General features: G+C 58.4%; 12 protein-coding genes. 3 read left to right on the top strand and 9 right to left on the bottom strand.

The features are described from left to right. Window positions 1-17 precede the first annotated feature (17 nt). Entirely contained in the window at window positions 18-869 is an 852-nt protein-coding gene (locus H1Y61_RS02180) for a CheR family methyltransferase (RefSeq protein WP_174112072.1), read from the top strand. Window positions 870-876: 7 nt separating this feature from the next. Next, a complete protein-coding gene (locus H1Y61_RS02185; RefSeq protein ID WP_174112071.1) occupies window positions 877-1,971 on the top strand; it encodes a protein-glutamate methylesterase/protein-glutamine glutaminase in 1,095 nt (364 codons plus the stop codon). A gap of 374 nt (window positions 1,972-2,345) precedes the next feature. Here the strand turns inward: H1Y61_RS02185 and H1Y61_RS02190 are convergent, their stop codons facing one another. From H1Y61_RS02190 to H1Y61_RS02205, 4 genes are all read right to left on the bottom strand, one after another. Continuing rightward, complete coding sequence (locus tag H1Y61_RS02190; RefSeq protein WP_180573588.1) at window positions 2,346-2,918, bottom strand: hypothetical protein; 573 nt, start codon at window positions 2,916-2,918, stop codon at window positions 2,346-2,348. Between the two features lie 390 nt (window positions 2,919-3,308). Continuing rightward, entirely contained in the window at window positions 3,309-4,016 is a 708-nt protein-coding gene (locus tag H1Y61_RS02195) for a GIN domain-containing protein (protein ID WP_180573589.1), read from the bottom strand. 34 nt (window positions 4,017-4,050) lie between these two features. Further along, complete coding sequence (locus tag H1Y61_RS02200) at window positions 4,051-4,623, bottom strand: DUF1700 domain-containing protein (RefSeq protein WP_156637559.1); 573 nt, start codon at window positions 4,621-4,623, stop codon at window positions 4,051-4,053. Further along, window positions 4,620-4,946 carry a PadR family transcriptional regulator gene (locus tag H1Y61_RS02205; protein WP_041697252.1) on the bottom strand — a complete coding sequence of 109 codons (327 nt, stop codon included), beginning with the start codon at window positions 4,944-4,946 and terminating at the stop codon, window positions 4,620-4,622. Before H1Y61_RS02205 ends, H1Y61_RS02200 begins: the two co-directional genes overlap by 4 nt. Before the next feature lie 278 nt (window positions 4,947-5,224). Here H1Y61_RS02205 and H1Y61_RS02210 point away from each other — a divergent pair, with 278 nt between their 5' ends. Continuing rightward, window positions 5,225-5,983 (top strand): ParA family protein, encoded by a 759-nt coding sequence (locus tag H1Y61_RS02210; protein WP_180573590.1) that lies wholly within the window; start codon window positions 5,225-5,227, stop codon window positions 5,981-5,983. A 149-nt stretch (window positions 5,984-6,132) separates the two neighbouring features. On the opposite strand, the gene H1Y61_RS02215 is transcribed toward H1Y61_RS02210, so the two are convergent. The 5 genes from H1Y61_RS02215 to H1Y61_RS02235 all read right to left on the bottom strand — a co-directional run bounded on the left by H1Y61_RS02215 (window position 6,133) and on the right by H1Y61_RS02235 (window position 11,818). After that, entirely contained in the window at window positions 6,133-6,660 is a 528-nt protein-coding gene (locus H1Y61_RS02215) for an RNA pyrophosphohydrolase (protein WP_015917530.1), read from the bottom strand. A gap of 36 nt (window positions 6,661-6,696) precedes the next feature. Continuing rightward, window positions 6,697-7,887, bottom strand: a complete 1,191-nt coding sequence (locus H1Y61_RS02220) for a divergent polysaccharide deacetylase family protein (RefSeq protein ID WP_409363956.1) — start codon at window positions 7,885-7,887, stop codon at window positions 6,697-6,699. A 183-nt stretch (window positions 7,888-8,070) separates the two neighbouring features. Then, a complete protein-coding gene (locus H1Y61_RS02225; RefSeq protein ID WP_174112065.1) occupies window positions 8,071-9,405 on the bottom strand; it encodes a S41 family peptidase in 1,335 nt (444 codons plus the stop codon). Then, on the bottom strand, window positions 9,395-10,903 hold the full coding sequence (locus H1Y61_RS02230) for a peptidoglycan DD-metalloendopeptidase family protein (RefSeq protein WP_180573591.1): 1,509 nt from the start codon (window positions 10,901-10,903) through the stop codon (window positions 9,395-9,397). Before H1Y61_RS02230 ends, H1Y61_RS02225 begins: the two co-directional genes overlap by 11 nt. Before the next feature lie 684 nt (window positions 10,904-11,587). Further along, on the bottom strand, window positions 11,588-11,818 hold the full coding sequence (locus H1Y61_RS02235) for a DUF1674 domain-containing protein (RefSeq protein ID WP_180573592.1): 231 nt from the start codon (window positions 11,816-11,818) through the stop codon (window positions 11,588-11,590). Window positions 11,819-11,897 lie beyond the last annotated feature (79 nt).

An 11,897-nucleotide genomic window follows, 5' to 3' on the forward strand; every position in this document is an offset into this window, starting at 1 on the left:
ACAGGGAGGCCGCCAGCGTGAATGCATTGGCAGAAGCAGTTGTTGGAGACCACAGAATCAGCCCGAAAAATTTCAGGCGTCTGTCGAACTACATTTTTGAATATAGCGGCATCAAGATGCCGGAAACCAAGACGACGATGCTGGAAGGCCGGTTGCGCAGGCGCTTGCGCGCCACCGGCTTTACGGACTTCGACAGCTATTGCCATTATATTTTCGAAGAGGGCGGCCTTGCGACCGAATCCGTCCATCTGATCGATGCGGTTACCACCAACAAGACGGACTTTTTCCGCGAGCCCAACCATTTCGACTATCTGACGCAAAAGGCCTTGCCGGATCTGCAGGCCAGGGGCGTGCGTCGGGTTCGCGTCTGGAGTTCGGCCTGTTCGATCGGTGCGGAGCCCTATACGCTTGCCATGGTGATGGCGGAATATATGGAACGCCGCAGCGGGATGGACTATCATATCCTGGCAACAGATCTTTCGACCGATGTGCTGCAGAAGGCTCGCCGGGGTGTCTACCCTGCCGAAATGCTGGAGCCGGTGCCGCGCGCCATGGCGGCGCGGTATGTGATGCACGCGCGTGACAAGCAGCGGAACGAGGTACGCATCGCGGCGGCACTTCGCACCCATGTCGGTTTTGCCCGGCTGAACCTGATGGACGACAGCTATCAGGTGGGGGAGCCTATGGATATTATTTTCTGCCGTAATGTATTGATTTATTTTGATAAAAAGACGCAGTTCAATGTGTTGCGACGCCTATGCGATTGCCTTGGCCAAGGGGGCTATATGTTCATAGGCCATTCCGAATCAATTACTGGGTTGGATCTTCCGCTCAAGCAATTGGCCAATACGGTTTTCAGGAAGGTATGATTGTCAGATGCCGAAGAAAATTCGCGTCCTTATTGTCGATGATTCAGCCAGTGTCCGGCAAATCCTGACAAATGTCCTGCAATCGGATCCGGAGATCGAGGTGATCGGAGCCGCTTCCGACCCCTTCGTAGCCGCCCGGCGCATTGCAGAGGAAATTCCGGATGTGATCACGCTGGATGTGGAAATGCCGCGCATGGATGGCATCACCTTCCTGCGCAAGCTGATGTCGCAGCGCCCCATTCCGGTGGTGATGTGCTCCTCCCTGACGGAGGCCGGCAGTGAAACTCTGATGCAGGCTATGGAGGCGGGCGCCGTCGACATCATTCTCAAGCCGAAAATTGCCGCGGCGGATCACCTGGCTGAGCAGGCCGAACGGATTTGCCAGGTGGTGAAAAGTGCAGCCCAGGCGCGGCTCGGGACGCGAAAGTCGATTGTCACGGATCGTGCCTCCGCCAGCGGTGAGCCAGCAAAGAAACTGACTGCGGATGCCATGCTGCCACCACCGACAGGCCGTGCCATGGCCAAAACCACTGAAATGGTGGTTTGCGTGGGCGCATCGACCGGCGGCACCGAGGCGCTTCGGGAGTTCCTGGAAAAAATGCCCGCCAACGCCCCAGGCATCGTCATCGTGCAGCATATGCCGGAAAAATTTACGGCGGCCTTTGCCAAGCGCTTGAACGGCCTGTGCGAAATGGAAATCAAGGAAGCCGAAAACGGCGATCCGGTGCTGCGCGGTCATGTGCTGATTGCGCCCGGGGATCGCCATATGATGCTGGAGCGCCAAGGGGCGCGGTATCATGTGTCGGTCAAATCAGGCCCGCTGGTGTCGCGCCATCGTCCGTCGGTGGATGTGCTGTTTCGCTCGGCGGCCCGCTCGGCAGGCGCCAATGCCATGGGTGTTATCATGACCGGCATGGGGGATGACGGCGCGCGCGGCATGCTGGAAATGCATCAGGCCGGGGCCTTCACGCTTGCCCAGGATGAGGCAAGTTGCATTGTCTTCGGCATGCCCAAGGAAGCCATCGCCCATGGCGGCGTGGACCGTACCGTGCCGCTGCACCAGATTGCGCCGGAAATTTTGGCGGAGGACCGGAGGCGCTAGAGTTTGTCTTCGGACAATTGGCGACCGGTTTTCCCGATAAGACAAACGAAAACAGAAAGCTATAGCATCGGACTTGTTCGGTTTTCATAGTATACGACGCAACTTGATCAATTGGCTTCGCCCCCCTCATCCCCCTGCCGGGGACTTCTCCCCGCTGGGGAGAAGAGGTCAACACGACAACACTGAGCCTCATCTTAAGGCTGCGGACAAAGGAGTTTATCGGCCTTTGCTGCGCATAGAAGGCACAAGGGGATGCCGCAGGTTTCTTCTCCCCATCGGGGAGAAGGTGGCGGCAGAGGCAAGAGGGGGCGGCAAAGCCGAGAACCGTTTCTGTCGTGTACTCTGGAGTCCGATTTTCTGCACGATACAATCGCTTACGGTGCCGGGGCGTTCCGCTCGGTGTCCTGATCCAGGAAGACCTGTCGCGCACTATGCAGCGCTTCTTCCGGGGGGCGGTTGTTGCGGTATTTTTCGACAATGATCTGGTGAATTTGGCTGCGGATCTCTTCATTGTCTCTGGCTGCTGGAGGCAACGAGGGCAGGAGAGCGTGTCCGCTTTTCATTGAGCCGCCCAAATTCTCCCTCTCTTTGATTTCAGGCATTTCCGAACGCAAAATCGCTTCACACTTGTCCTGGAAATGCTTCAGATCCGGGTGCTGGAGTGCTTGCTTTGCCTCCTCCAGCCGGGCTTGCAAATCCATCAGCGAATTCAGCAGGAGCATATCGACTGTTTCAGCGGCGATGCTGTCTCCAGTCGGCTGCTCCTTCATCCACTGATAATGGCCTGACAAGGGCGGCTCTGTTTGCAACCGCGCCCGGTGGCGCAGCAACAGCCCCAACACGCCCAATCCGAAAGCAGGCGGGGTGATAATCAGCAAAGCCTTGATCCAATTGGATGAGGATTGCCATGTATCGAAAAGATCAGCCCAGAGATTATAATCGGTCATTGTCCATCCTCCCGCACCTGGAAACCGATCGACCACCGGAGGCGTGAGCCTCTGGTGGCCGGGGAGCTAGAAAAATCGCGTACAAACGACCGCCCCGACCTTTAAGCCGAAGCTCTGGACATACATCGAGGCCTCCCCGACCATAAAGAATGGTGGGAAGTGGACCTTATAGACACAGGCCCACCGCCTCAGCCACAAACCTATGGCTGAGGGGTGTCATTTAACGGCCGACACAGGCCGTTGCACGAGGAGTTTTCTAGGCTCCGGGATTGGCCCCGTTCCGACCAATCCTGGTGCAACCATATAGGGTATTGTTGGCGGAAGGGAAACAGTGAATTTGTGGGGGGCGGACGTAAAACAATGCAGTCGAGTTTAAAGGGCTCAACCAGGTTAAGGAGCCTGCACGATGCGACCACTGCCATTGATTTCTGAACGCCGCAATGTCGGGTGACCGGAGAGATCAACATTGCCGCTCCCGGAAATCGACACATCCGCATCTTTCAGCGCGGTCATGTCTGCGTTCCCGCTGCCACGGATCACGATCCGTGCGGACTGAGCCGTCAGCCTCTTGAGCTGGGCGGTACCCGAACCTGAAATGTCTACATCGACCGTCTCGGCAGTTCCTGTCGCCGAAACGCTGCCGCTCCCTTTGATATCCAGTCGCAATTGAGGCTGGTTGATGTGCGATAGCGATAGGTCGCCGCTTCCAAGCAGTTTCCAGTCTGTTATCGCGGGTCCCGATACGCTGATATCGAGTTTTGATTGCGACCAGCCCAGATGGCAATCCAGGCTCAGCCGGTGGCCATCCATTCGCACATGCCCGACAAGGGTAGGATCGCCACTGACGATGACTTCCGCCTTATCACCTGGCTGATAGCGGACCGACGCCGGCAAATCGATGGCGAGACTGTCGCTGGCGGTAAAGGGCAGCGTGACCTGCTGGCTGGTGGATTGGCCCGATCCGCAGGTGGAGGAGGTTGTCGCCCACAATTGCCGGGCTCCACCCCAGTGTTCGCCTGAAATCCCGATACCCAATGTTAGAAAAACGACTGCACCAATCAGTCCCGTCGTTGCAACGAATGCCAATTTCCTCGTCATTGTCCGGTTCCTTCAATGAAGTGTCAGGGAAAGCTCAAGCGTGATCCGGGCTTAATTGAGCCAGGCGAAAATGCAGCCGCGCATAGTGGCCGAGTATGCGGATACCGGTGCCAAGCCCCATCAACAACAACGCGCCACCGCCCAGGAACCCGCTCACAAGGCCCGCGCCGATCAGCAGTTGCGAAAGTGTTTCTGTTGTTGGTCCATCAAGCTGAAACAGCATCGTGGTAATGATGATCTTCACGCCCGCCGCTCCGATGGCCGTGACCGCAATCCCAAGGCCGAACACGGTAAAGAACGCAGCGGTGAGCAGGGGCAGTAAAAACAGGATGTCAACGATGGCGAGCCCCGCCAGCGCCATCATGGCCGCCAGCATGTTCGACAGGCTCCAATGGGATTCGAAACGGCGCAGCCCCATTTCGGCCCTGAGTTCTCTGGCAATTCTGGCCGGATTGCCCAAGGCCGCCGCAACCTCCTGTTCACTACGACCGGAGGCGGCTGATTCGGCAAAATGAGCCTGATAATCGGCGACGATGTCGTCCACTTCTTGAGCAGGCAACCCGGCCAGCCCCAGTCTCAGCATGCGTAAGAAGGCATCCTTGGTCATGGCAAATCCTCAAGAAGTGTATCGACGGCGCTTGCAAAGGAACGCCAGTCGCGGCGATGAGCTTCGAAAATTGTTCGGCCCTGTTCCGTGAGCCGATAATATTTGCGCGGTGGCCCATTGCTGGACTCAACGATGCGGGTGGCCACCAATCCGTCATTCTGCATTCGACGCATCAGCGGATAGATCGTGCCTTCTCCCATGCCGACGGCGCTGACCAAGGTACTGGCGATTTCGTAGCCATAGCTTTCGCCGTGAGACAGCACAGCCAGGACGCAGAGGTCGAGGGCACCTTTCCGCAATTGAACCTGGATCGAGTCAGTCATGGGCACCTCAGCTTTGTATTTTGAATATAACAAGCTATCTGTTTATGCAAGGTAGTGGTTTACGTTTTTTGGAAGGAGACGGGTGATTGAGGGGTGTCGGGCTTATGGTTGTGAACGAACCTGGAAAGCCAAGGGGAATTGTCGCATTTTGTCGAATAAATAACGCCTGATTAACCATGTCGCGTCACAATGGATCTGCCCGATGCGAATGGGTTGCCCGATATGTTTGGGCCTTGGGGAGCGATGCCTGGCTCCGTTATGGCTGACCGAGGTTTCTCATGCCCATCATTACCTTCGCCAATACCAAGGGCGGTGCCGGAAAGACCACGGCGGTTCTGTTGCTTGCGACGGAACTGGTGCTCCGGGGTTATAGGGTCTCGGTGATCGATACCGATCCGCAGCGCTGGATTTCCCGCTGGTTTGAGGGCGCGGACGGTCATGCCGGCACCATGCGTGTCGCTACCTATATCTCCGTCAATGCCTTGGCACGCACCATCGAGGCTTATCGTGGTAGCTCCGATTATGTAATCGTCGATCTGCCCGGGGCGCAATCACCCTTGCTGGCGACGGCGCTTGGTCTTTCCGATCATGTGCTGATCCCCATCCAGGGCAGTGCCATGGATGCCCAGGGCGGCGCGCAGGTGATCGAACTGCTGCAATATCTCTACAGCAAGGGCAATATTCGAATTCCCCATTCCGTGGTTCTGTCACGGGTCAATTCGCTGGTCACTACCCGCGCGCTTCGCGCCGTCAAACTGCTTCTGGCTGAACGGTCGGTGCGGGTTCTGGCGACGCCGATCATCGAGCGCGCCGCCTATCGCGATATGTTTGAATATCGCACCAGCCTGCACCGCCTCGACCCGGAGCGGGTCAGCAATCTGGATAAGGCTATCGCCAATGCCGAGCGCTATTGCGACGAGGTCGAAATGCTGGTGCCGACCATCCGCATGCCGGTTGCCGATAACCTGACGAATAGCCGGGCCGATAACGGCAATCGCGGCTTTATGGAAATGCCACTGCTGCGGGCTGCCTATTGATAACCGTCACAGTCTATCCAACAATCGCCGCTGACGGGCTGCAAAAGGCAATTTCTGCGCTTCCAGTGCTCACTTACGTTAAGTACGCTCCGCTCCGGTTCTCGAAATCACCATTTTCGCCACGTCAACAGCAATTCTTGAACAGACTGTCAGGCATTGGCAGGGGAAAGATGCCGGAAGGCGGCGACCACCTGTTCGTAGACGCCGCGTTTGAACGGCACAATCAGGTCTGGCAGTTCTGCCATTGGCTTCCATTGCCATTCATCGAATTCGGCATGCTGGCTGGTCGGCGGCGGATTGATCTGGATTTCGCTTTCGTCGCCGTCGAAGCGAAAGGCAAACCAACGTTGTGTCTGGCCGCGAAATTTGCCGCGAAGACCGATGCCGATCAGGGCTGGCGGCAGGTCGTAATTGATCCAGTTCGGCGCTTCGGCCAGCAGGGTCACGGTTTTCATGCCGGTTTCTTCGTAAAGCTCGCGATAGGCCGCCTCTTTCGGGTCTTCACCCGGATCGATCCCGCCCTGCGGCATCTGCCAAAGCTGCGGTGAGCCATCATATTCGGAATTGAGCAGTGGAATGCGGCGACCGGCCCAGACCAGGCCCTGCGCATTCAGCACCATGATGCCGACGCAAGGGCGATAGGGCAGATCCTCGGCTTTGACGGTGGTCTGGGTCATGGTGTCCTCATTGGGGGTATTGTGTGACTGTAAAAATCACTGTTGCGCTTCCATGGCAAGGGCGGAAACGCCGACGATTTCGATGCCGCGTGCCTTGGCGCCTTCTGCCCATTTGGCAATGGCATTGACGCTTTCATCAAACGCCGAGGCAACACCGATGGCAGAGCCATTGCGCCGGGCAATCCGCTCCAGCTCGTCCAGCCGTTTCAGGATGGCCTGTTCCTGTATCTGGTCGTCCAATTGCAGATCGGCGACGGAAAACGGCATGTTCATCGCCTTGGCGAACGTCGCTGTCAGGGATCTTGCCGAGGAGCCGTCATCGAGAAACAGCAGGCCACGAGCCGCAATATCACGCATGACAGGGTCCATCGCGCCGCTATCGGACAAGAAGCGCCCGCCCATGTAATTCATCAATCCGGTATAATTGGTCATGCTGGCCATGGCCTTATGCAGGTCACGCAGATTGTCGGAGGCAGCGCGCCCAACCTGCAACGTGCCTCGGCCCGGATCGTTTGCCGGATAACCAACCGGCTCCAACGGCACCTGCAACAGGATCTCATGGCCGCCGCGCCGCGCTTCCTGCATCCAGCGCGACAGGCTGTTGCCGCTGGCGGCAAAGGCTAGTGTCACTTGTTCCGGCAGGTGCTTGATCGCTCTTTGCGTGCCGGTTTGGCTGAGGCCGAGGCCGCTGACGACGATGGCCACCCGTGTTCCATGCGCGCCGGACCAGGGCCGTGCATATTGCTCGACGGGTCGCAGTCCATCGCGTCCCGTCACCGGGATTTTCCCTTCTGGGCTGTCCTCCAGAAGGTCCGGATTGGGCATTGTTGCCACGCGGGCGTCCTGTCCCACATGCGGAGTGGCGACCAGGGCCGGGCCGGAGCCGTCCCGGCTGGCGGGTGAATATTTGGTGACAACCGAACCGTCCGGAAGGGTCGAGCGCTCGACTGTAGCGCCAGAGGTCGGGGCGCGGGCTTCCATGCTGCGGGACGGGCCGGGGGCTTTCGCGGCTGGCTCCTCGGCAGGGACGGCTGCCGCCACCGGTGGGGTGGTGGTGAGCGGTAGCGGATTGCGCAGCGGAAGCGGCGTGAGTGTTGTGTAAACGGACAGGCCGAGAAGAGCGACCGAGCTGGCTGCTGTCAGTGCCTTGAAGGGAGAGATTTTCGGGCCGCCCGTGCGGCGCTTCTTGCGATTCTGGCCCAAAGCTGCGTGCAGATCAGCGCTCAATGTCATGTCCTTCGACACATTGGATTGGACTGCCCTCTCCATGCCGCGAATCACTTCGCCATTTCGATGACCATGCCTTTCCCTCTCATGCGGTTCAAGCTTTGCCTGCGTGCAACGGGAAGGGCGCTGTAAACGAAAAATGCCGGCCATGAGGCCGGCATTTCGAGGACCGTCAACCGATCCTTACTTCTTCTTGGCGCTTTCCAGCACGGCCTTGCTTGGGTCCGGCGGGAAGGACGGGTCTGTCTTGGCGCCGCGCAGCAGGTCGAGTGCGTAGTTAAGCTGCACGTCATCCTTCGGATCCGGCGGCACATAGGCAACCGAGCCGGAGCCTTCTTCCGTCTCGCTCTGGCCCTGGATATGGCCCGGCAGCGAGGATTCGCCCTCGGTGCGCAGCTTGCCCTGCAGATCGGCGGGCAGCGGCTCTTCCACCTTGATATCAGGATGGATGCCAGTCCCCTGGATCGACTTGCCTGATGGCGTGTAATAGAGCGCCGTCGTCAGGCGCAGCGCGCCCTTGTCGCCCATCGGGATGATGGTCTGCACGGAACCCTTGCCGAAGCTGCGGGTGCCGACCACTGTTGCCCGCTTCAGGTCCTGAAGCGCGCCAGCGACGATTTCAGATGCCGAGGCCGAACCACCATTGACCAGCACGATCAACGGCTTGCCATCGGTCAGATCGCCAGCGGTGGCATTGAAGCGGCGGGTATCTTCCGGATCGCGCGAGCGGGTGGAGACGATTTCGCCCTTCTGCAGGAAGGCGTCGGAGACGTAAATCGCCTGATCGAGCAGACCGCCCGGATTGAGGCGCAGGTCGAGAACAAAGCCCTTCAGCTTATCGGCTGGCACTTCCTTCTTGATCTTGTTGATCGCGGCTTCCAGATCGTCATAGGTCTTTTCGGTGAAGGAGATCACCCTGACATAGCCGACATCGCCATCGACGCGAGACTTGACGGCGCGGATCGGGATGATTTCGCGCATGACGCTGAGTTCGATCGGCTTGTCGGCACCCTTGCGCAAAATGGTCAGCTTGATCGGCGTATTGACCGCGCCGCGCATCTTTTCAACGGCGTCATTGAGCTGCATGCCGCGCACGGGGGTGCCGTTGATCTCGGAGATCATGTCGCCAGCCAGAATGCCGGCCTTGGCGCCGGGTGTGTCATCGATAGGTGCGATGACCTTGACCAGGTCGTTTTCCATCGTCACTTCGATGCCGATGCCGCCGAATTCACCCTTGGTCTGGGTCTGCATGTCCGCCGCTTCCTGGGCGTTCATGTAGCTGGAATGGGGATCGAGAGAGCTCAACATGCCATTGATGGCGGCTTCGACCAGCTTTTTCTCGTCAGGAGGCGTGACATACTGAGCGCGGACACGCTCGAACACGTCTCCAAAAATCGCCAGTTCCTTGTAAGTGGAATTGCCTGCCGCCTCGGCAGGAACGCCAGCCGAATAAACAACGCTCATCGCCGTCGCGCCCATCAGCGCGCCAACCAGCATTATAGAAGCCCTACGTATCATTGCGAACCTTTCCGGCGTCCTTCGCCCACCATGGTCGGGAATCAACCGAGTTACCGTCTTTTCTGAATTCTATGTAAAGGGTTGGGCGATCTGTTTCCAGCGCGAAAGCAGCTGCGCTGACGACTCTCTTTTCACCCATAGCACCAATCGGCTCGCCGGACAGCACGAATTGTCCGGCATGCACGTTGACACGGTCCATGCCGGACAAAACTATGTGATATCCGTTGCCTGTGTTGAGGATGGCCATTTTCCCGTAACTGCGGAACTGTCCCGCATACACCACCGTGCCGTCGGCGGGGGCAATCACCACGGCTGCCGGCGCGGTGGCAAGAACGATCCCCTTGGCCTCGTGACCGGTGCCGTCGGGATCGCCGAATTGCCGCAATACATCGCCCACAGCCGGAAGTTCCAGCTTCGCTTTCAGCTCTTCAAAGGAAAATGCCGGGGCAATGCGGTTTTTATCGGGCGGCGTAGTCTGGGCCTCAAGGCGTGCCTTATCCCGTTGCGCATCGGTCATCTGACGGCGCTTTTCCTCTTCCAGCTTTGCCTGGTCGGTGGCCTGACGCACAGAGGCAATTTCGTTTTCCAGGCTGCCGATCAGGCCCTGGAGTGACGAGGATTTCTGTGCAAGCTCCTGCGAGCGCGCCAGTTCTTCTTGCAATTGGGCGTTATTCTGCTGGCTCAGCCGGGCGTTTTCAGCCAGAAGCATATCCATGCGGGCTTCTTCTTCCTGGCGGCTCTTCAGGCTGGCAACCATTTTTTCGCGCTCATCGATGCTGGCCTTGCGCAGGTTGGTCAGTTCCTGCAAGTCATTGGCGAGCTTCTCGGTTTCCTTGCGCATGCCAGGCACGACAGCGCCCAGCAGAATGGCGGTGCGCACTGCTCCTAGCGCATCTTCCGGCGTAACCAGCAGGGCTGGCGGCGGATTGCGGCCCATGCGCTCCAGTGCACCCAGCACCTCGGCCAGCACGGCGCGCCGCGCCCGGAAGGATTTATGGATGACGTCCTGGCGGACACCGTAGTCCGCCAGCTTCTTTTCGCCATCGGCGATCTTTTGCTCCAGATCCTTGCGTCGTGCGGCTGAATCGATCAGCGCCTGGCGCAGGCTGGTGCTGCTCTTGTCAAGCGCATCAATGCTCTTGCGCAACTCCTCGGATTTTTCCGAGGAAAGCTGCATGGATTGTGACAGATCCTGCAACTGACGGGAAACATCCTCGCGCTTGGCCCGCAAGGCCCCGGCGGGATCGTCGGGGACGGGAGTAGCAGGATTGCCCGGCGCGGGCGTATCGCCATTTGCAGCCGGTGCCACGTTGATGTCCGGTTTCCCGGCACCCTGCTGGCTAATGGCAGGCGGTGTCGAGGCCGGATTCTCGGGGGCGGGTGCTGGCAATTGCTGGGCTGTGGCAGAGGAAAGAGCGCTGACCCAAATGATTGCGATTGTCCCGCACCACATTGCTCTAGCGGCCAGAGGCCCGGATGCGAAGGAGTGGGATGTCATCGCTCTGCTGATCGTGCCTCTGCATGTTTGCCCTGCCGCTGTTTTTATCGGGTGCGGGAAGGGCTCTCTTTTCCCGGACGCTTTTAGAATATCACAAGCGACAAACCAAACTAACCGATTTGCGCTTGGGCGGAAAGGACAGGTGTTTCAATAAGAATGAGGCCTGCGTGTGATATCCACGCGCAGGCCTCAAAATAATGGGCCATGCGTGTCATCACGCATGGCCCATGGCAGTGTGGAGCCTATGTAAATTCTGCGCTCAATCCCCTTGGATTTCAGCAGCTACATTCAGCCGTTATCTTTAACCGTTAACGGCAGACGCGAACCCTTTTGACAATTTTTTCGCCATGGTGCCAGCGAACGATTTTGCGGACTTTACAATGCGGCGGCGGCGGTGGCGGGCGCTGCATATGGTGTGGAGGACCACGACGATCATCGTCCGGTGGAGGCATCCCAGGCGACTGGGCCTGAGCCGGGACGATATTGGCAATAGTGGCCGTCAATGCAAACGCCGTAGCAAGGACAATTTTCTTCATAGTCTACCTCTGACTCTGAGCATTTTCTGAGTTGCGCTGCCTAAACGTAGAACACGACAAAATGTTTCATAGAATAACGGTTTTACAGAGACGTGAACGGCGGATGCTGCGTTGTATCTGGAGAAAACCCTCTATCCTGCCGAGAAATCTAGAAATCGATAGCGCGGCCGTTGATTTCCCAATCACCAAACCGGGCCGGGTCCGCGCCGCCGCGTCCACCCACTTCCGGCGCCGGTTTTTGGGCCTGCTCGGCCTTACGACGCTCCTCGGCTTCGGCCAGCGCGCGGGCTGCGGCAGGCGACAGCGTTTTCGGTGCGGCTTCGGTGCCGCCACTGTTTGCGGTGCCGGAATCTTGTCGGTCGTTCTGGTGCTCGTCCATTCGGCATCCATCCTGTAGCAATTGAAAATGATCGATTGTCTTTACATATGTAGGACATCGCAGCGGGCTGGAAAACCCT

Origin of the sequence: Agrobacterium vitis (genome assembly GCF_013426735.1) — a bacterium.
Classification (GTDB): domain Bacteria; phylum Pseudomonadota; class Alphaproteobacteria; order Rhizobiales; family Rhizobiaceae; genus Allorhizobium; species Allorhizobium vitis_D.